The organism is Bradyrhizobium huanghuaihaiense, from assembly GCF_025200885.1.
GTDB classification, from domain to species: Bacteria; Pseudomonadota; Alphaproteobacteria; order Rhizobiales; family Xanthobacteraceae; genus Bradyrhizobium; species Bradyrhizobium huanghuaihaiense.
In genome coordinates this window covers 5,003,895-5,023,394 of sequence record NZ_CP104172.1, presented here as the reverse complement: position 1 = coordinate 5,023,394, position 19,500 = coordinate 5,003,895, and the positions used below count along the sequence as shown (strand labels likewise).

At 64.0% G+C, this 19,500-nt stretch carries 19 protein-coding genes; 8 read left to right on the top strand and 11 right to left on the bottom strand.

The window, feature by feature from the left end:
- Positions 1-167 precede the first annotated feature (167 nt).
- Positions 168-1,154, bottom strand: a complete 987-nt coding sequence (locus N2603_RS24080; RefSeq protein ID WP_260384110.1) for a helix-turn-helix transcriptional regulator — start codon at positions 1,152-1,154, stop codon at positions 168-170.
- Between the two features lie 188 nt (positions 1,155-1,342).
- Here N2603_RS24080 and N2603_RS24075 point away from each other — a divergent pair, with 188 nt between their 5' ends.
- A complete protein-coding gene (locus N2603_RS24075) occupies positions 1,343-2,857 on the top strand; it encodes a caspase family protein (RefSeq protein ID WP_260384109.1) in 1,515 nt (504 codons plus the stop codon).
- Positions 2,858-2,926: 69 nt separating this feature from the next.
- On the opposite strand, the gene N2603_RS24070 is transcribed toward N2603_RS24075, so the two are convergent.
- The 3 genes from N2603_RS24070 to N2603_RS24060 all read right to left on the bottom strand — a co-directional run bounded on the left by N2603_RS24070 (position 2,927) and on the right by N2603_RS24060 (position 6,746).
- Positions 2,927-3,814 carry a carbon-nitrogen hydrolase family protein gene (locus tag N2603_RS24070; protein ID WP_260384108.1) on the bottom strand — a complete coding sequence of 296 codons (888 nt, stop codon included), beginning with the start codon at positions 3,812-3,814 and terminating at the stop codon, positions 2,927-2,929.
- 70 nt (positions 3,815-3,884) lie between these two features.
- Positions 3,885-5,426 carry a M81 family metallopeptidase gene (locus N2603_RS24065; RefSeq protein WP_260384107.1) on the bottom strand — a complete coding sequence of 514 codons (1,542 nt, stop codon included), beginning with the start codon at positions 5,424-5,426 and terminating at the stop codon, positions 3,885-3,887.
- 9 nt (positions 5,427-5,435) lie between these two features.
- Positions 5,436-6,746: an MFS transporter gene (locus N2603_RS24060; protein ID WP_260384106.1), complete on the bottom strand. Its 1,311-nt coding sequence runs from the start codon at positions 6,744-6,746 to the stop codon at positions 5,436-5,438.
- 132 nt (positions 6,747-6,878) lie between these two features.
- Between N2603_RS24060 and N2603_RS24055 the strand changes: the two genes are divergently transcribed.
- Positions 6,879-7,214, top strand: coding sequence for a LysR family transcriptional regulator (locus N2603_RS24055; protein WP_260384105.1), 336 nt, complete (start codon positions 6,879-6,881; stop codon positions 7,212-7,214).
- Positions 7,115-7,792 carry a LysR substrate-binding domain-containing protein gene (locus N2603_RS24050; RefSeq protein ID WP_260384104.1) on the top strand — a complete coding sequence of 226 codons (678 nt, stop codon included), beginning with the start codon at positions 7,115-7,117 and terminating at the stop codon, positions 7,790-7,792. The genes N2603_RS24055 and N2603_RS24050 overlap by 100 nt, the downstream gene beginning before the upstream one ends.
- An 80-nt stretch (positions 7,793-7,872) precedes the next feature.
- Here the strand turns inward: N2603_RS24050 and N2603_RS24045 are convergent, their stop codons facing one another.
- A complete protein-coding gene (locus N2603_RS24045; protein ID WP_260384103.1) occupies positions 7,873-8,157 on the bottom strand; it encodes a hypothetical protein in 285 nt (94 codons plus the stop codon).
- Between the two features lie 179 nt (positions 8,158-8,336).
- Here N2603_RS24045 and N2603_RS24040 point away from each other — a divergent pair, with 179 nt between their 5' ends.
- Both N2603_RS24040 and N2603_RS24035 read left to right on the top strand, forming a co-directional pair.
- A complete protein-coding gene (locus N2603_RS24040; RefSeq protein WP_260384102.1) occupies positions 8,337-9,512 on the top strand; it encodes an FAD-dependent oxidoreductase in 1,176 nt (391 codons plus the stop codon).
- Positions 9,513-9,692: 180 nt separating this feature from the next.
- Positions 9,693-10,463 (top strand): outer membrane protein, encoded by a 771-nt coding sequence (locus N2603_RS24035; RefSeq protein WP_260384101.1) that lies wholly within the window; start codon positions 9,693-9,695, stop codon positions 10,461-10,463.
- A gap of 102 nt (positions 10,464-10,565) precedes the next feature.
- Here N2603_RS24035 and N2603_RS24030 read toward each other — a convergent pair whose 3' ends face one another.
- From N2603_RS24030 to parE, 4 genes are all read right to left on the bottom strand, one after another.
- Positions 10,566-11,336, bottom strand: coding sequence for an SDR family NAD(P)-dependent oxidoreductase (locus N2603_RS24030; protein WP_260384100.1), 771 nt, complete (start codon positions 11,334-11,336; stop codon positions 10,566-10,568).
- A 20-nt stretch (positions 11,337-11,356) separates the two neighbouring features.
- Complete coding sequence (locus N2603_RS24025) at positions 11,357-11,542, bottom strand: hypothetical protein (RefSeq protein WP_018641722.1); 186 nt, start codon at positions 11,540-11,542, stop codon at positions 11,357-11,359.
- A gap of 216 nt (positions 11,543-11,758) precedes the next feature.
- Positions 11,759-12,541, bottom strand: coding sequence for an outer membrane protein (locus N2603_RS24020; RefSeq protein WP_260384099.1), 783 nt, complete (start codon positions 12,539-12,541; stop codon positions 11,759-11,761).
- Positions 12,542-12,943: 402 nt separating this feature from the next.
- Positions 12,944-14,989 (bottom strand): DNA topoisomerase IV subunit B, encoded by a 2,046-nt coding sequence (gene parE / locus N2603_RS24015; protein WP_260384098.1) that lies wholly within the window; start codon positions 14,987-14,989, stop codon positions 12,944-12,946.
- 274 nt (positions 14,990-15,263) lie between these two features.
- Between parE and N2603_RS24010 the strand changes: the two genes are divergently transcribed.
- Complete coding sequence (locus N2603_RS24010) at positions 15,264-15,794, top strand: DedA family protein (RefSeq protein WP_018641725.1); 531 nt, start codon at positions 15,264-15,266, stop codon at positions 15,792-15,794.
- A 37-nt stretch (positions 15,795-15,831) separates the two neighbouring features.
- On the opposite strand, the gene N2603_RS24005 is transcribed toward N2603_RS24010, so the two are convergent.
- The gene (locus N2603_RS24005; RefSeq protein ID WP_018641726.1) at positions 15,832-16,833 is read right to left on the bottom strand and encodes an MBL fold metallo-hydrolase; all 1,002 of its coding nucleotides are present in this window, start codon (positions 16,831-16,833) and stop codon (positions 15,832-15,834) included.
- Between the two features lie 391 nt (positions 16,834-17,224).
- Between N2603_RS24005 and N2603_RS24000 the strand changes: the two genes are divergently transcribed.
- On the top strand, positions 17,225-17,893 hold the full coding sequence (locus N2603_RS24000) for an FMN-binding negative transcriptional regulator (RefSeq protein WP_260384097.1): 669 nt from the start codon (positions 17,225-17,227) through the stop codon (positions 17,891-17,893).
- The gene (argC, locus tag N2603_RS23995; RefSeq protein ID WP_260384096.1) at positions 17,890-18,873 is read left to right on the top strand and encodes an N-acetyl-gamma-glutamyl-phosphate reductase; all 984 of its coding nucleotides are present in this window, start codon (positions 17,890-17,892) and stop codon (positions 18,871-18,873) included. The genes N2603_RS24000 and argC overlap by 4 nt, the downstream gene beginning before the upstream one ends.
- Positions 18,874-18,986: 113 nt before the next feature.
- On the opposite strand, the gene N2603_RS23990 is transcribed toward argC, so the two are convergent.
- A complete protein-coding gene (locus N2603_RS23990) occupies positions 18,987-19,385 on the bottom strand; it encodes an MAPEG family protein (RefSeq protein ID WP_018641729.1) in 399 nt (132 codons plus the stop codon).
- Positions 19,386-19,500: the final 115 nt, after the last annotated feature.

Below are 19,500 nucleotides of genomic sequence, written 5' to 3'. Positions count from 1 at the left end.
TCTTCGATCTGAGCCGCGTCGCCCCGGAACATAGGCGGGAATTGGCCAAAGTCAATGGAGCAGGCGCGGGAAGGCCCTAAAAACCCTGAGGTTTTTGCCCAAATCGCGGGCGCGGCTGAGGTTTTCCGCCTTAACCATGGGCCTGGGGCGGTTGCCGCAGAGACCGGCTAATGCCCTTCGGAACCCTGGGCCCGGAAGTCGCCAGGGGCCATGCCGTAGGCGGCGTTGAAGACCCGGTAATAAGTCGCCAGGCTCTCGAAGCCGCAGGACGTCGCGATGTCGGCGATCAGCCGGTCCGGCGCCTCGCGCATCAGGCGGCGGCTCTGCTGGAGGCGCTCGTCGGTCACGGTCTGCGAAAAGCTCCTCTCGGCGGCCTCGAACAGCATATGCAGGTGCCGGACGGACACACCGAGCAGATCGGCGACCATTACCGGAGCGAGATTCGGGTCTTGCAGGTTGCGCGCGATCAGGCGCCGTGCCCGAGACAGGCGGGCTGTCCGCAGGGCAGCCTGTCCGAGCCGGCTACCCGGCCGCACGATGCCGCGCTCGATCAGTGCCAGATGCGCCAGAGCCTGCACCAGGGCGGCCTGAGCCAAGGAGGAGGCCTGGGCGCCGTTGGCCCCGTCGTCAGCTGCGGCAACCTCATCGAGATCGGCAAAGCAGGCCCCGAGCAGGGGCGCCAGGCCGGGATCGTTGAACGTGCGGGGCGACAGCTCGCGCATCCGCTTGTCTTGCGCCGGGATGTTCCTCACGGGGATCTTCAGGATCCGCAGATGGAAGCCGCCCTCCCCGAGCGGGACGGTGCGATAGGGCAGGTCGGTATGGCTGGTGGCGAAGCTGCCATTGGCGATCGAAAAATCGCCGCCGCGCATGCCGCCGAACCAGCCGCCGCTGCCGAGCTGCTGGTAGACGCAGATGCTGTCGCTGGGCGCGTAGGCGATGTCGGTGGTGCTGCGCTCCACCTTGTAGTGCGAGGCCTTCAGCTCGACGAGGCCGGCGCCGCCGAGCTGGCGCAGCGAGAATTCGCCGTAGAAGTCCGCGCGTCGCTCGCGCTCCAGCTCGGCGGTGACGCCAAACAGGCCCTTGGACCGGACTTCGCGCCAATAGTCGAAGCGGTCATGCGGCTCGACCTCGTCGGTACACCAGCGATACACGGCAGCCCCTCGCGTCCGGTGCGATTGCCCGGGAAAATTAAGAAAGAGCAGATTCCGATGGAATCTGCCATAGGCCAGACGGGGGAACCGAAGACCCGGCTGTTGAACCCTCGCTGCGGCTGGGCCGACTATCACATCAACGGCAGGGGTTCCGACCAGCGAGGCCGTTCACTAACGGGATGTTTGCGATGACGCGTCGGCTTTTCAGAATTCTGGCGGCCCTCGGCCTCGTGGCCAGCCTCTGCGGCATCGCGCTGCCAGCTCACGCCGCGAAGCGCGTCGCGCTCGTCGTCGGCAACAACGATTACAAGAACGTGCCGAAGCTGCTCAAGGCGGTCAACGACGCCCGCACCATGGGCGATACCCTGAAGCAGCTCGGCTTCTCCGTGATGGTCGCCGAGAACCAGAGCCGGCAGCAATTCTCCGAGACGCTGCTCGCCTTCGACCGGACCGTCGAGCCCGGCGACACCGCGTTCTTCTTCTACGCCGGTCACGGTTTCGAGATCGCGGGCCAGAACTATCTGCTGCCGACCGACGTGCCGGCGGCGACGGAAGGACAGGAAGAGCTGGTGCGCGACGCCTCGATCCTGGCCGACCGTATCGTCGAGCGTCTCCAGAACAAGAAGGCACGGACCTCGATCCTGGTGTTCGACGCCTGCCGCAACAATCCGTTCGAACGATCAGGCACGCGCGCGGTTGCCGGCGGCGGCGGGCTCGCGCCGATGACGCAGCTGCCCGAAGGCGTGTTCTCTGTGTTCTCGGCAGGGCCCCGGCAGACCGCGCTCGATCGCCTGTCCAACGACGACGCCAATCCCAATTCGGTGTTCACGCGCACTTTCGCCAAGCAGCTGCTCGAACCTGGCGAGAACCTCGTGCAGGTGGCGCAGCGCACCCGCCGTCTCGTCAGCGAGATGGCCGACACCGTCAGGCACAAGCAGGTGCCGGTCTATTTCGACCAGATGGTCGACGACGTTTTCCTGGGCGGCATCGCCAAGGACGCGGCCGCCGCGCGCCCGGCCGACCCGCCGCCGCAGAAGGTGGCGGCGCTGCCGCCGGTGTCAGTGCCGCGCGTGAAGGAGGAAACCACCAACGCGCCGATCGCGAGCTTCTCGCGCCACAATGGCGGCTGGAGCGTGGTGTTCTCCTTCGCCGATCCGACACTCGGTATTTCCTGGCGCATGGCCGGCAACGGCGATTTCCGCGAGACCGGCTTCATCGACACGCTCGATCCGCGCACGCGCAAGCGGATGCCGAACCCGTCGATCGAGCTGCCGCCGGACGCTGTGGCGGGCACCATCGAGGTCCGCTATGTCGATCAGGCCGGCGACATGCAGGGGCCGTTCCCGATCAGGTTCGATCCCGAGGCCGCGCTGATCCGCGACCAGCGCAAGATCCTCGACATGACCGCGACGAGCTGGCTGTCGTTCCGCGAGTTCAACGGGCTATTGGTCTATTACACGCATCTCGTCTCGTATCGCTGCGCGATCCGCGAAGTGCGCATCGGCATCGACACCGCCGTGCCCAACCAGGTGCTGAAGATGCCGAATTGCGACATGCGCGATCCCAGCGCGATCAGCGCCGGCATGCCGCTCTACATGAAGCTCGCCCCGGCCACGCAGTTCGTCTCGGTGGAGCTGACCTATCGCGACGGCAGCGTCTCGGAGATCAAGAGTTTTCGGGCCGCGAACCGCAGCAACAATTGAGCGATCCGGTGGGAGTGGCGAGGCGGCTTAAATATCCGCCCACGCTCCGCCAAATCGTGCGGTCAGCTCTCAGATTGGGGCGGTCAGATATCGCGAGTAGAGATCGGTGCGCCTGTCTGTGGCGAGCCCGACATAGCTCCGGTAGCGGGCAACGTCGTCAAGATCGATTTCCGCTCGTATGACGTCCTCGTCCTCCGAGGTGGACTGCGCGAGTACCTTGCCGTCCGGTGCGACGATGACGCTTCGCCCCATGAAGGCGCAATGACCCTGCGTGCCAGCGCGGTTGCAACTGAGAAAGAAGACGCCATTCTCGGTCGCGCGGGTGTAGGCGCGGTGCGTGAATATCTGCTCATCTTCCAGGGGCTTGTCCTTGGGGCGGAACGACGCCCAGATGTTCGTGACGATCTGCGCGCCCTGCAGCATCAGCGCCCGCGTCAATTCCGGAAACCGGATATCATAGCAAATCTGCATGCCGATCGGCCCCAATGGCGTCCGCTGCACCGAGATGCTCTGGCCGGCAATGAAGTAGAGCTTCTCCAGGTGCCAGCGATGGATCTTGTGATACACGCCGAGTACGCCCTGTGGTCCAATCAGGATCGAGGCATTGAGCATGACGCCCTGCTGCACCGGATGACGAAGAGCCAGCCCGGCGACAACATGGAGCGAGTGCGCACGGGCCAGGTCGCACAGCGATGTGATGAACGGCCCGTTCACCGGTTCTGCGGCCTGAAACAATCGGAAGGCATATTGATCTGATCCGCCGGAATCTGGGCTGAACGGGGCGCCGGGCGTCAGCGGCTCCACATATCCCGTGTTCGACAGCTCCGGGAATACGATCAACTGTGCGCCTGTCTTTGCCTCCGACAGGATCGCCGCCCGCATTCGCTCGAGGTTCGTCTCCGGCTCCAGCACTTTGGCGTCGAATTGGATCAGGCTCACGCTCACCTTGCTGGTCATGACTTGTTCGTTCTCCCGTGGCCGGCCCGACGATCCGCGCGTGTCACCCTGGGCTCCTGTTCAGACGACATCAAGGGACGCTTTCGGGAGCCAGAGGAAATACGCGATGCGTATCCAGCCGCTCGTAGGGCAGGAGTCGCAAGTCGGCGACGCCGTGATCCGGTGTATCCACAATCAGAATGTCCTCCGCCAATGGCTCGTAGAACGCGCGGAAATGGGTCTTGGAACGAAGCACGATGATGTCGAAGTCTTCGGGGCGTAACCCGAACACCCCGAACGCATCGCCATCGACCGCGAAGGCAAAAGCGCTGACGACACTCACCGACATGCCATCGATGTCGAGCAACGCCGTCATTCCGAGGTCGACGGGCATGCCATGCATGTAGGAGCCCGTCACGCGGTACGATTTCGGGCCTGCCCACAGCACGCGCGCGGTGACGTCGAGCGTCGGCCCGGCCTTCTCCGAGCTGTGGCCGCCAAGCTCGAGCTTCACTATCGCACCAACGCCGGCTTCGGACGCCTTCTGCGCCGCGGCTGAATCCCAGAGAAATGGCACGGCAGCCCGCGGGACGCGGCGCTTGAGCAGCTCGGCCAGCAGGTAAGTTGAATCGTTCATTCGGTCTGCGTGCTCGACCAGGACATAGGGGCGTCCCGCCGCCTTGCGCGTCGTCAGGCCTGCGCACGCCCGCGAGACCGCCGACTCTGCGGTGTAGACGTCGAACGGCCTGTAGAGTGCATGCCGCTCGTTCCAGATCCGATCTGAAAGATGATCCGCGACCCTCTGAGCGCGGTCGGAGTCGCCGTCCGTGACGCACAACACCGAGAATCCGGCATTGTGCGCGTCTGCATAGGAAAAGCCCGCCATCAACGAAATATCGGTGTAGCGCTCGCTGTCGCGTTCGATTTGCTGTCCTTCCTCGATGATATCCGCCAGGGGGCGCAGCGCGGTCGCGCTGAAGATCGATGGGACGAGCACGCCTGGTTTCGCGATCGCCCACGCCGGCGTAATCTGTCCCCGCAGCGTGCGCAGCATGCAGGTGGCGGCGCGGCGTCCGGTGTCACCCGTATCCGTGTGCGGGGATTTTCGATAGGCGAACGCGGCGGTTGCGTTCTTCAGCGTGTCTGCGTCGATGTTGCCATGGTAGTCGAGGGCGACGATCAAGGGCTTGTCCTGCCCCAGGGCGGCGCGGACTGTGTCGATGATGAAGCGCTCGGGGTCCGGATAGGAAGCCGTCCAGCACGCGCCGTGGAGGAAGAGCAGCACGCCATCCAGGCCCGACAGAGCGCGGACACCGGCTGCCATCTCGTCCGCGTAACGTCTGACGGCCTCGTCGGTTGCGGGCCCGACGGCACCCAGGGCCGTGTACACGAGGGGAGCCAGCTCCACGCCGTCTTGTTCGCAGACCTCGATGAAGCCACCCATCACGGTGTTGGTGCCTCGGAGTTCTTCGACGATGCGGCTCCCGCGCAGGGCCACCTGCTCGAAATCGTCCCAGGTCGAGGGGGTTGGCAGGAAACTCACGGACTCGATATGAAATCCGGCGGTCGCAATCCGAAACGGTTTGTGCAGGCCATGCTTTGGGGTGGAGGGCATTGGAGCCTTGAAGGCCATGTCGCCCCCTCAGGCTGAGACGATATGCCGGGCCATCAGGTGCCGCGGAATCGCAAAGATCAGCCCAGCCGCGGCGAACAGCGCGATCGCCAGCAGCGACACACCGGCCGTCATGCTGCCCGTGAGTTGACCGAGGAGCCCGAGGACCGCCGGACCGGCAAAGCCCGCGATCGCCGCGCCGATATTGACCAGTCCGGCGCCGCTGGCTGCCGCGGTTCCGGCAAGCACGCGCGATGGCAGGCTCCAGAACATCGCAAGCGTGCACTGGATGCCGGAGATGCCGACGGTCATGCACAGGAGGGACAGCACTGGCACGTCTCGCGTGGTCACACCCGCGATCAGAGCGATGCCGCCAGCGATCAGGGGCAGCGCGGTGTGCCAGAGTCTCTCGCCGGTTTTCACCGAGTGGAACGAGTTGAGCAACATGGCGCAGGCGGCAACGAGGTACGGCACCGCAGTCACGATGCCGATCTGGAAGTTCGTCAGCCCGCCTATTGATTTGATCATGCTCGGCATCCAGAACACGAGGCCGTAATTGCCAAGGTTGTAGAGAAACGTCGTCGCGAACAGAATCCACAGCGTCGGCTCGCGCAACGCCGGCAACAAGCTCGTCTGCTTGTCCCGGGCTTCCAGGGCGAGCTCTCGCTGCACCAGGGCTTTTTCGCCGGGCGTTAACCAGGCAACATCGTCCGGCCGTTCGACGATCGCCCTGATCGCGAACAATCCAAGCAACAACGCCGGGAGTCCCTCGAGCAGGAACATCCATTGCCAGCCCTTCAGGCCGTAGCTCCCGTGCGTGACGTCCATGATCCAGCCGGACACCGGACCGCCGAGGATGACCCCGAGAGGCAGGGCAAGGAACAGCAAGGACATCACCTTGCTCAGCCTGTACGAGGGAAACCACAGGCTGAAGCAGGCAATGACGGACGGGAAGAAGGCTGCTTCGGTGACCCCAAGCAGAAAGCGAAGTGCGTAGAAGCTGGCTTCGTCCCGCGTCAGCAGGGTCGCCATAGAGACAAGCCCCCATGCGATCATCGATGCCGCGATGCAATTGCGCGGGCCGTAGAGCTGAACCAGGTAGCCGGCGGGCACCTGGAGCAGGAGATAGCCGATGAAGAACAGGCCTGCGCCGAGACCATAAGCGGCCTCGCTCAGACTGAGGTCACTGACCATGCCGAGCTTGGCGAAGCCGACGTTCACCCGATCCAAATAGCCAAAGAAATAGCAGGCGAGAATGAACGGCATGATGTGAAGCACGATCTTCCGGTACGTCGCGTCCGCTCCGGTCACATCGGGTGTTGCGGCCGCGGCGATCGGCATGGTCGGCGCAAGTTGCTGCTGGGTGGGCATCGGTGCTACCTGTTCCCTTTGGTTTGACTATCCGCCAGGATGGTAGGAACCGCCATCATTGAGGTCCAATGCGGGTTCGCTTGCGACTGATGAGACTCCCGCATGAAAGTCGAGAACGCTGAACTCGAGGCCTTCGTGGTCGCGGCAGAGCTGCTGAATTTCCAGCGTGCCGCAGAGAAACTCCATCTGACCCAGCCTGGCCTGTCGCGCCGGATCCAGAAGCTGGAGCAGACGCTGGGCGTCGAGCTGTTCAGCCGCACCACGAGGTCGGTGGTCCTCACCGGAGCTGGACGCCATTTCCTTCCAATGGCTCGCCAGAGATCAACAACCTCAACGGGATGCTGGATTCGATCCGCGAGGTCGCTGAGAAGCGCTTCGGCAAGATACGGGTGGCCAGCATTCCGACCGTCGTGTGCCAGGCCTTTCCGTCCTTGCTGAGGACGTTCACTGAGCGGCATCCGAATGTCGGTGTGCAGGTCTTCGATGGCAACCAGGACTTTGTCGTTCGCCAGGTCTTGTCGGGATTGGCCGAGTTCGGCATCGGTGTGGATCCGGGCACAGACCCGGATCTAACGTTCGCACCGTTGTTGGCAGATCGTTTCGTTCTGGCCGTGCACAAGGACGACGCGCTGGCCGCTCGTCAGGAGGTGACGCTGCAAGAGCTGCAGGCGATGGCAAAGGTTCGGCTCGTCATTGGCGGGCGCGACAGTGGCAACAGGCTCCTGCTGGAAGTGTTGCTCGGAAATGCCGCCCTAAAGCTGCGGTGGTTCTACGAAGTCGAGCACGTTTCCTGCATCCTTGGCCTTCTGGAAGCAGGCGTCGGCTGCGCCATCTTGCCGGCCATGGCCCTGCCGACAAACCCCAGCTCCAATATCCGAGCCGTTCCCGTCTCTGCCCCTGAGATCAAGCGTACCGTTGGCGTCATTCGCCACAGGTCGCTCAGCATCTCGCCGTTGGCCAGTGAGTTCCTCGACCTGGTGGCTCGGCATCTCGGCTCCGAGCCGGTGAGCCAATGAATCGTCGTGGTGCTGGCAAGCGCCGACCGTTTCCGCGATCTTTTGTATCGGGGGCCTCGAAGAGGGCGGGTATCGGTCTGCTATGCCTGTCGCTTCCGGATGAAGCGCTTGATCGACTCAATGGCTTCCATCAACGGAGGCGTCAGCGAGAAGAACGCGCCCATGGCGATCGAGATGACGACGTGGCGCAGCAGGAGCTTCTCCGGCTCCTCGAACGGATAGCCGTTCTGGTTGATGGGCACCGTCGCAAGCGTGCCGGTCGGGCCCGGGTCGGGGGTCCGCGGCTTGCGTGGTGGGATCATGATCACGACGAAAAGTACGTTGATCAGGATCCAGACGCCGAGCAGTATGAGGATCGTCTGCACTGCAATTCCCTGAAGGCAAATCGAATTTTGCAGAAACGCTAACGGGCATTCGCAATCGCGGCAAATTAAACTTGCTTGCTGCACCGCACAGAAAACTTAAGTCGTAAATGAGGACGGCCTTGAACCCGAGTTCCTCCGTAAGAGTCCGGTGTTGTGTCGTCGGCGGCGGGCCGGCCGGCATGATGCTCGGCTATCTGCTCGGGCGTGCCGGTATCGACGTCGTGGTGCTGGAGAAGCACGCGGACTTCTTCCGCGACTTTCGCGGCGACACCGTGCATCCCTCGACGCTTCAGGTGATGGACGAGCTCGGCCTGATCGACGGCTTCCTGAAGCTGCCGCATCAACGCTTGCAGAAGATGGATGGACTGTTCGGCGGTACGCCCGTGCGGATCGCCGATCTCGGCCGGCTGCACACCAAATACCCGTTCATCGCCTTCATGCCGCAATGGGACTTCCTGAGTTTCCTGCGCGAAGAGGGCCGGCGCTTCGCCTCGCTCAAGGTCATGATGAACACCGAAGCCGTCGACCTGATCCGCCGCGGCGACACCGTCGCCGGCGTGCGGGCAAGGACGCCGGACGGCATCATCGACATCGAGGCCGATCTCACCATCGCCTGCGACGGCCGGCATTCGACGGTGCGTGAGCGCGCCGGCCTCGCGGTCGAGGAGATCGGCGCGCCGATGGACGTTCTGTGGTTCCGCGCCGGCCGCAAGGCTGACGAGACCGAGAACCTGTTTGCGCGCATCGAGCCCGGCAAGATGATGATCACCTTCGATCGTGGCGACTACTGGCAATGCGCCTATGTCATCGCCAAGGGGCAGCACGATGCGGTGAAGGCGAGGGGATTGCAGGCGCTGCTCGACGACGTCGTGCGCATGGCGCCGATCCTCAGGTCCGGCATTGCCGAGGTGAAGAGCTTTGACGACGTCAAGCTGCTCACCGTCGCGATCAACCGCCTCAAGCGCTGGACGCAGCCGGGCCTGCTTCTCATCGGCGATGCCGCGCATGCGATGTCGCCGGTCGGCGGCGTCGGCGTCAATCTCGCCGTGCAGGACGCGGTCGCGACTGCCAATCTGCTCGCGGACAAGCTCCAGCGCGGCCGCCCGACCGAGGATGAGCTCGACGCCGTGCGCCGCCGGCGCGAGTTTCCGGTGAGGATGACGCAACGCATGCAGATGGTCGTGCAGAACAACATCATCAGCGGCGCCTTGCAGGGCGGCGAGCGTCCGCTGAAGGTGCCGCTGATCGTGCGCCTCATCACCGCGCTGCCGTGGCTGCAGGGCATTCCGGCGCGACTGATCGGGCTCGGCGTGCGGCCCGAGCACGTGCAGTCGAAGGCCGCGCCGGCATCCTAAGCGCTGCAATTCGGTAGGGATAATGTCGCGTTAAATCGCGCGTGATGCGTTGCGTGCGTGCAACAGCGCGCGCGGATTCACGAGCCGCAATTTGCCAATCCGGCGTCTTAACTTTCTTGATTCAAATTTGAGTAAGAGTTGCGTGTGAGCGTGCGCCCATCAAAGGACACGGGGTATACCATGCGTAACAAGTTGATTGCCGCCTTCGCCTGCACGAGCGCTCTGGTTTCGACCGGCGCTGCGTCCGCCGCCGATCTCGGTGCGCGCTACACGAAGGCGCCTGCCTATGTCGAGCCGCTGTTCAACTGGACCGGTTTCTATGTCGGCGGCAACATCGGTGGCGCATGGACCAACGAGCAGTTCATCAACAACGGAATCGGTGCGCCGTTCGGCGATCTCGTTCCGGGGCAGGGCTTTCGCCAGCGTGGCGCGGGCATCATGGGCGGCGCCCAGATCGGCTACAACTGGCAGGCCAACAACTACGTGTTCGGCATGGAGGGCACCATCTCCGGCCTCGACAACAAGGGCTCGTTCACGAACACGGTGTTCGGCGCGGGTGACGACGTGTTCTCCTGGCGCGCCAACGTGCTCGCCACCGTGGTCGGCCGCGCCGGCTTCGCCGTGCAGAACAATCTCTTCTACATCAAGGGCGGCTACGCCGGCGTGAACAACCGCCTCAGCGTCAGCGACACCGTTCCGAACCCGTCCACGGGTTCGGGCGGTCAGACCCATTGGGCCAATGGCTGGACCATCGGCGCCGGCTGGGAGTACGGCGTGACCCGCAACTGGATCGTCGGCCTCGAATACAACTACGCGGCCTTCGGCAGCCAGACCTATCAGCTCGGGGGCACCTCCGGTAACTACACCTTCGACGCCAAGCCGCGCGATATCCAGTGGGCCGTCGTTCGCGCGAGCTACAAGTTCGACGCACCGGTCATCGGGCGCTACTGAGCAACGAACGACCAATCAGCAAAAGAAGACGATCTCTGCCAAATTCAAAGCCCCGGCATTGCCGGGGCTTCTTTTTTGCGTGCAGCTTTCGTGCGGAAAGCCTCAGGCCATCACCGAGAATCCGCCATCGACGGGGATCGCGGTGCCCGTGACGAAGTTGGACGCGGGCGAGGCGAGGAACACCGCGATGCCGGCGAAATCGTCGATGGCGCCCCAGCGCCCCGCAGGCGTGCGCGCCAAAACCCGCTCGTGCAGTCCCGCCACCTGCTGTCGCGCGCCGCGGGTGAGGTCGGTGTCGATCCAGCCCGGCAGGATGGCGTTGACCTGGATGTTGTCGGGTGCCCAGGCATTGGCGCAGGCGCGCGTGTACTGCACGATGCCGCCCTTGCTCGCCGCATAGGCGGTCGCAAAGCTCGCGCCGAAGATAGACATCATCGAGCCGATGTTGATCACCTTGCCGTTGCCTGACGCCTTCAGCGCCGGATAGGCCAGCTTCGAGCACACGAAGGCGCTGGTGAGGTTGGTGTCGATCACCTTGTTCCACTCGTCGAGCTCGAGCTCGTGCGGCGGCTTGCGGATGCTCATGCCGGCGTTGTTGATGAGAATGTCGATGCGGCCGAATTCCTTGAGGACGCGGTCGATCATGGCGGCGACTGCCGCATTGTCGGTGACGTCGGTGGCGACCGCAATCGCCTTCACGCCACGCTGCCTGAGATCGGCAACGGCCGCGGCCGACTTGGCTTCGTTGCGTCCGACCACGGCGATATCCGCGCCGGCATCGGCAAGTCCGTGCGCCAGGCCAAGCCCGATGCCGCCATTGCCTCCTGTGACGACCGCGACCTTGCCGCGAAGATCGAACCGGTTGGATGTCATGTTGTATTCCCTGGTTTCTTCTATTGGTTGCTCTGCCAGATCAGCACCAGTCCGAAGCCGGCCATGGCTGCGCCATAGCCGGCCCATTGCAGCTGGTTGACCATGAAGCTCGATCGCGGCCAGGGAACGGTGCCTGTGCCCTGTCCAATCCAGAGCAGGCCGACGGCAGTCGCAAACAGGCCTGCTACAAGCAGAAATCTGCGCATGCATTCCTCCCTCGGTCTGCTTCTGTCGCGATCCACGGCGTCAACGATTGCCGCGGTCACGAAAACTTAGCCCAGACTAGCCGTAGCTTCGGTTCGGATACAATGGGCCGCGGCTGCAAGGCTGCGAGGAGGACGCATGTCCGCGCGCAAGGTGATCCCCACAACGAAAAAGCCCCGGACGATGCCGGGGCTTTGACGTCTGAATGTGAGATCAGATCAGTACTTGGCGACGACCGGACCGGTCCAGTTGAAGCGGTAGACCAGCGAGGTCGAGATCGTCTGGTTCCAGCTGTTCGCACGGATGCTGTTGGCGAGCGGCACGTTGCCGACGTCGGACAGCTCGGTCTGGGTCTTGGCGTTGTAGAAGGCCGAACGATACTCGGTCTTCATGAACCAGCCGGGCGAGGTGATGCCGAAGAAGTTCAGGCTGTTCTCGACGCCGCCGCCGATGAACCAGCCGTTGCGGTTGTAGCTGCCGAGGTGAGCACCGGCCGGCACGCCAGCCAGGGTCAGGAAGTTTGTCTGGCCGAAGTGAGCGCCGGAGTAACCGCCGTTGACGTAGGAGAGAACGTTCGGAGCGACCAGCCAGCCGAGGCGAACACCAGCGGCCCAGGAGTCTTCCAGCTTCTGGTTGCCGGTCCAGCCATTGATCGGATCCTGAACCGTGGCGCGGATGCTGCCGAACTGACCGTCAGCAAACACGCCGGCGACCCAGGTGCCGCTGAACTGCCAGTCGTAGCCGAGGCCGACGGTGCCGAACCAGCCCGAGCCACCCTGACGCTGGGTGATGGTCAGCGGAACCGCGCCGACGGTGCTCTGGACGCTCTGGTCGGCGTTCGAAAGACCGCCGCCGCCACCGCCGAAGATGTAGAAGCCGGTCCAGTTGGCGACGGGAGCCGCCATCGGAGCCTTGACGTAGGGACGGGCCGCGAGGTCGGCCGCCGAGGCCGAACCGGTCATCGCCGCAACCGCGGTCAGAGCCAGCAAAATCTTCTTCATGATAAAATCCCCAACCTTGGTAGCAGGCGCGAGCGCACTGAAGTCCGTGTCATCTGATGTCCGGACTATAGACGTTTCCGGCCGAAAAGCTGTTGCGTGGCAGGCACAGTCGTCGGAAAACGCCGGTCGGGAGGGGTTTGAGATGATGATGTCGGGTGTCAAGAAAACAACATAATATCAGTATGTTACGAAGATATCCGAGTTGCGGACCCGGGTAAGTTTTCGTTAGGAAATTCGGCTTTGTCTGAAATGGAGGCAGTCCTGCCTCAGTCTTGGGGCCGCTGAGTCGCTGGCCGAGTCGCGCTTCGGCAGGAATCGCTGGGACGAGCGATATCGTCCCCACATGAAAAAGCCCCCGGACCTGACGGAGCCGGGGGCTTTGTTGGACTGGAGCGCGTGACGTCAGACGTCGAGCAGCTCCTCGCTGGCAAATTCGGCCTTGTCCGAGATGAAGGCGAAGCGCGCTTCGGCCTTGGTGCCCATCAGCCGCTCCACCGAATCCGCCGTCGTGTCGCGGTCGTCGGCGAGCAGGACCACCTTGAGCAGCGTCCGCTTGCTCGGATCCATGGTGGTTTCCTTGAGCTGCGCCGGCATCATCTCGCCGAGGCCTTTGAAGCGGTTCACCTCGACCTTGGCGTTGGCGTTGAACGCGCTCTTGAGCAGCGCCTCCTTGTGCGCGTCGTCGCGGGCGTAGACCGATTTGGAGCCGTGGGTCAGCTTGTAGAGCGGCGGCACCGCGAGGAAGAGGTGGCCTTCGTCGATCAGCCGCGGCATCTGCCGGTAGAAGAAGGTGATCAGCAGCGAAGCGATGTGGGCGCCGTCGACGTCGGCGTCGGTCATGATGATGATGCGCTGATAGCGCAGATCCTCTTCGCGGTAATGCGCGAGCTGACCGCAGCCGATCGCCTGCACGAGGTCGGATAGCTGCGCGTTCGCGGTCAGCTTGTCCTTGCCGGCGGAGGCGACGTTGAGAATCTTGCCGCGCAGCGGCAGCACCGCCTGGTTCTTGCGGTCGCGCGCCTGCTTGGCGCTGCCGCCTGCCGAGTCGCCCTCGACGATGAAGAGCTCGGAGCCTTCGGTGCCGGCATCGGTGCAGTCGGCGAGCTTGCCGGGCAGGCGCAGCTTCTTTCCGGCGGTCTTGCGCGCCGTCTCTTTCTCCTGGCGGCGGCGCAGGCGATCCTCGGCGCGGTCGATCACGAAGTCGAGCAGGCGGTTGGCCATGTTCGGATTGCCCGACAGCCAATGGTCGAACGGATCCTTCATCGCCTGCTCGACGATGCGCTGCGCTTCGGCGGTGGCGAGGCGATCCTTGGTCTGACCCTGGAATTCGGGCTCGCGCACGAACACCGAGAGCATCACGGCCGCGCCGACCATCACGTCTTCGGAGGTGATGGAGGCGGCGCGCTTGCCCTGGCCGACGCGCTCGGCGTGATCCTTCAGGCCGCGCAAAAGGGCGCTGCGCAGGCCGGATTCGTGCGTGCCGCCATCAGGCGTCGGCACGGTGTTGGTGTAGGAGGACAGGAAGCCGTCGGCATCCGCGGTCCACGCCACGGCCCATTCGCAGGCGCCATGCGCGCCGTTGCGGCCCGACTTGCCCGAGAAGATGTCCGGGTGCACCAGCGTGTCGGCGTGGATCGCCGCGGCAAGATAATCCTTGAGGCCGCCGGGGAAGTGGAACGTGGCCTCCGCCGGCACGTCCTCGACGCCCTTGAGCAGCTCGGGCGCGCAGTTCCAGCGGATCTCGACGCCGCCGAACAGATAGGCTTTCGAGCGCGTCATCTTGAACAGGCGCTGCGGCTTGAACGCGGCCTTGGCGCCGAAGATGTCGGTGTCGGGCTTGAAGCGCACGCGCGTGCCGCGGCGGTTGTTGACCTTGCCGAGGTCTTCGAGCTTGCCCTTGGGATGGCCGCGCTCAAAGCTCATGCGATAGAGCTTCTGGCTGCGTGCGACCTCGACTTCGAGGCGCGAGGAGAGGGCGTTGACGACGGAGATGCCGACGCCGTGCAGACCACCCGAGGTCTCATAGACCTTGCTGTCGAACTTGCCGCCCGAATGCAGCGTGCACATGATGACTTCGAGCGCCGACTTCTTCGGGAATTTCGGGTGCGGATCGATCGGGATGCCGCGGCCGTTGTCGGTGACGGTCAGGAACCCGTCTGCGCTCAGCTCGACTCCGATGAAGGTCGCGTGTCCCGCCAGCGCCTCGTCCATCGAGTTGTCGATGACTTCGGCGAACAGGTGATGCAGCGCCTTCTCGTCGGTTCCGCCGATATACATGCCGGGCCGACGCCGCACCGGTTCGAGGCCTTCGAGCACCTCGATGTCGGCCGCGGTGTAGTCGGCTTCACCGCCGCTTCCGCGCGGCGCCGCCTTCGCGGCGGTGCGGGGCTTGGGCTCATCGCCGCCGAAAAAATCGTCTTTTGCTTTTGGCTTCAACTGCTTGGACATATATCTTGATGTGCTTAGGGTGCCGCATGGGCGGCGAATCGGTTAAGCGGACTATGCCACTTCTGGCTTGGAAAGGTTACCGCCGGGGGCGGCCAAGCGGCGTGGTTACGGGCCAATCCCGGCGATTTTACACCGCATTGCCATTAGTTCCCGGCAATTTGACGTCCCGGGCCGGTTTTGACGGGCTTTTGTGACTTGATGTCACACAAGCCCTTGGCTTACCAGTCGTTTTCATCGAGCAGCACCTTGAGCGAGCGGGAAGGCTATTTTCGGAATGGAGCAGTTTGCGCACGCCCTGGCCGATTTCGTGCGCGCTCACCAGGCCTGGGCGGCTCCGATCGTCTTCCTGCTGGCTTTCGGGGAGTCGCTCGCCTTCATCTCGCTGTTGGTTCCGGCCTGGGGCGCTCTGGTGGCGATCGGTGCGCTGATCGGGGTGAGCGGCATCAACTTCTATCCGGTCTGGATCGCCGGCGGCCTCGGGGCGGCACTGGGCGACTGGGTCTCCTATTGGTTCGGCTACCGCTACAAGGAGCACGTCGCCGAGATGTGGCCGCTCTCGCGCTATCCGGAACTCCTGCCGAGGGGCGAGGCCTTCGTGCGCAGCTGGGGCATACCCAGCATCTTCATCGGCCGCTTCTTCGGCCCCCTGCGGGCCTCGGTGCCGCTCGCAGCCGGTATCTTCGAGATGCCCTATTGGAGCTTCCAGATAGCCAATTTCGTCTCGGCCCTGATCTGGTCGGCGGCACTGCTGCTGTTCGGCGACGTGATCGCGAAGATCATGGAATGGATCTGGCGCCTGATCTGACCGGGCTGGACCGCCCGGTCAGGGCGTCAGGCGCAGTCTACAGCGAGGCGTTCCAGATCGAGGGGATCCAGCGATAGCCGGAGCCGTCCTTTTCCTTTTCAACGCGGACGAGGCCTGGGAAGGCGGCGTGGAAGGCCTGGATCGGCATCTTCTCGGCGATCGCCATGTCGTAGAGCTTGCGCCGCGTCTCCTGGGCGAGCGGCTTGTCGACATCAGAGGCGATGTTCCATTCGGGATGCTTGACGAACAGGAACGCTGCGCCTGCAGTGATATCGACCTGCACCAGCACCTTCTCGGCGCCGGAGGCGACGATGAAGGAATTGTGGCCCGGCGTGTGGCCGGGGCTCGCCACCGAGGTGATGCCGGGCGCGACCTCCTTGCCAGCCTCGTATTGCGTGACCTTGCGACCGAGCGCGTCGAACACGCGGCGGATGTTCTTGAAGTTGTTCTCGAGGATCGGATTGCCCATCCCCTTGCTCATCTCGCCGTCGTCCATCCAGAACTTCCATTCCACCGCCGGCACCATGATCTCGGCATTGGGGAAGGCGGGCTTGTTCTCGGCCGCCAGCAGTCCGTTGATGTGGTCGCCATGGAAGTGGGAGATGATGACGGTGTCGACCGCCGCGCGGTCGATGCTGGCGGCTGCAAGGTTGTTGTGGAACTGGCCGACCTTGCCCTTGGTCTGCGTGAACTGGTCGGGCCCGAGACCGGTGTCGATGACGACGAGCTTCGGTCCGGTGTTGACGACCACGGGGTTGAACGTGTGGGTGACCTTGTCGGTCGGCAGGTGATGTTCGGCGAAGACCTTGTTGATGTCGTCCTTGCTGGCGCCGGCCGCGTAATTGTCGGTCAGATTGACGGTGGCAACGCCGTCGCAGACCACCGTGACCTGGTGGCTACCGACATTGTAGCGATAAAAGCTCGCATTCTGAGCGGTCGCCGCGGGCGCGGCGGCGCTCGCGGGTGAGGTCTTCACGAAAGGCAGCAGCGCCGAGGCGGCGGCGCCGGCCAGCGTTGCGCGACGGGTGATCTCGGTCATGGCGATGTCCTGAGGCTGGGTTGCTCTGACGGCGCGGACCGGCGGGATTGCCGCCGTCCTTCTTCCGGAACCCCTTTCGCCAAAGGAAATTCCGCTGCAGCCGGATGACATCCTGCCGTCCCGACCTGCGGCATCCTGCCGTCAGCCCGGACCGATAGCCCGGACCGATTTGGGCTTGACCCTGGAACCCGCGGGCCTTATAGCCGCGCGCCATGATCAACGCCGCGACCATCCTGTTCGCCCGTCGCCGCCGCCGCACTTTAGCGGTTTGGGCGGTCGATCGCGTTTGAGATCATCGTCTTTGCCGCTGGATCCGATCCGCGGCATTCTCTCTCCTGTCAGCGCGATCTGATCCGGCGGCTCCCACAAGGAGGCCCAGCAGGAGACCACGATGTACACGCCACCCTTTTTCAAGCAGGACCGCGCCGCGAGCCTGAAATTCGCCGAGGAGCGCGGCTTCGGCACCATGTGCGCCTTCGACGGCAAGAGGCCGATCGCCTCGCCGTTGCCGTTCTATTTGACCTATGCGGCTGACGGCACGCCGCAGGCCGCCTTTCATGTCGCCCGTCACAATCCGCTGCTAAAGCTGGCGGACGGCGCGGCCGCCTGGATGCTCGCGGTCAACGGCCCCGATGCCTATGTATCGCCGGACTGGTACGTCTCGCCGGATCAGGTCCCGACCTGGCTCTACCAGTCGGTGCACCTGAGCGGGCCAGTACGGCCGTTGTCGGATGAGGAGCTCGCGGTGCAGGTCGACACGCTCAGCGACAAGTTCGAGAATTGGCTGCTGCCGAAGAAGCCATGGACCTCGGGCAAGATGACGGCGGGCCGGCTGGAAGCGATGAAGAAGGGAATCGTGGGTCTGGTCATGACGGTCGAAGAGATCGAGGGCAGCTTCAAGCTCAACCAGCACAAGTCCGACGCCGACTATACGGCGATCGCCAATGCGCTCGGCGCGCAGCCCGCGGCCGACGCCAGGAAAATCGCGCAACTGATGCAGGACGTGAGGCCGGAAGCCTTTGCGGCCGAGACCAACAAGCTCGAAAGGAGCGTTCCATGAGCCTCACGGAAACCACGAAAACCCCGACCACCGGCGCGGCCAAGAAGCCCGCCACCGTCTTCGTCGACGGCGGCTCCGGCACCACCGGGCTCGGCATCAACGAGCGGCTGAAGCTCCAGAGCGACGTCGCGGTGAAGACCATCGCCGACGACAAGCGCAAGGATCCCGCCGCCAAGAAGGCGCTGATGGAGGAGGTGGATCTCGTCATCCTCTGCCTGCCCGACGATGCCGCCAGGGAAACGGTGGCGCTGGTCGACAGCATGGGTTCTTCGGGGCCGAAGGTGCTGGACGCCTCGACCGCCTACCGGGTCGCACCCGACTGGGCCTATGGCTTTCCGGAGCTGACGGCGGACCAGGCCGGCAAGATCAAGGCCGCGAAGAAGGTGTCCAATCCCGGCTGCTATCCGACCGGCGGCATCGCACTGCTGCGGCCGATCGTCGATGCCGGCCTGTTGCCCCCGGATTATCCCGTCACCGTCAACGCGGTGAGCGGCTATTCCGGCGGCGGCAAGTCGATGATCGCGAGCTTCGAGGACGGCAGCGCGCCGTCCTTCGAGCTCTACGGTCTCGGCTTCGAGCACAAGCACCTGCCGGAGCTTCAGCTTTATTCGAACCTGACGCGGCGGCCGATCTTCATTCCCTCGGTCGGCAACTACCGGCAGGGCATGCTGGTCTCGGTGCCGCTCCAGCTCGACACGCTGCCGGGCAAGCCTGGCGGTGCCGACCTTCAGGCCGCGCTGGCCAAGCGGTATGCCGGCTCGAAATACGTCAAGGTGATGCCGCTCCAGAACGAGGCGACCAAGGGCGGCCGGCTCGAGCCGGAGGCGCTCAACGAGACCAACATGCTCGAGCTCTACGTCTTTGCCAGCGACAAATATCACCAGGCCCTGCTGGTCGCGCGGCTGGACAATCTCGGCAAGGGCGCCTCGGGCGCGGCCGTGCAGAACATGCGGCTGATGCTGGGCTTGCCGGAGGAGTAGGGAAGGCCTCTATCCTCCGTCATTCCGAGCGAAGCGAAGCAATCCAGAACTTCCACCGTGGAGATAGTCTGGATTGTTTCGTCGCAAGGGCTCGCAATGACGTGGAAAGTGCTTCAAACCACCTTGAAGATCGCCAGCGCCAGCACGGCCTGCGCGAGGAAGCCGACGGTGAAGGCGAGGGTGCGGAACACCGGCAGGCCGAGCGCGTACACGATCAGATGGGCGACGCGGGCCCAGAAATAGACGGCGCAGGCGAGCACGGTCCATGTCGTGGAATAGTCGATCGCGTTCAGGATCAGCACCAGCGGCGCGAAGATCACGAGGTTCTCGACCGCATTGTCATGCGCGAACATCAGCCGGTTCGCCCATTCGGCTTGCGGCTTGTCGCCGCGCGACGGATTGGCCATGGCTCCGGAAAGGCCACGAACCTGGCAGCGGTTGATGATGTAGGGAACCCAGAGGATCCCGGTCAGGATCACCGTCAGTGTCAGCCAGAACAATTCGCGCGTCATAGTCCGGTCCCCTCTGTCGTCGCCGTGGTGAGAGCGAGTCTATACAAGAGCGCAAGAATGCGCCATGCGCACGGAAGCTTTGGGCCCTTGTTGGCGCATGATCTCTTCGGAAAAC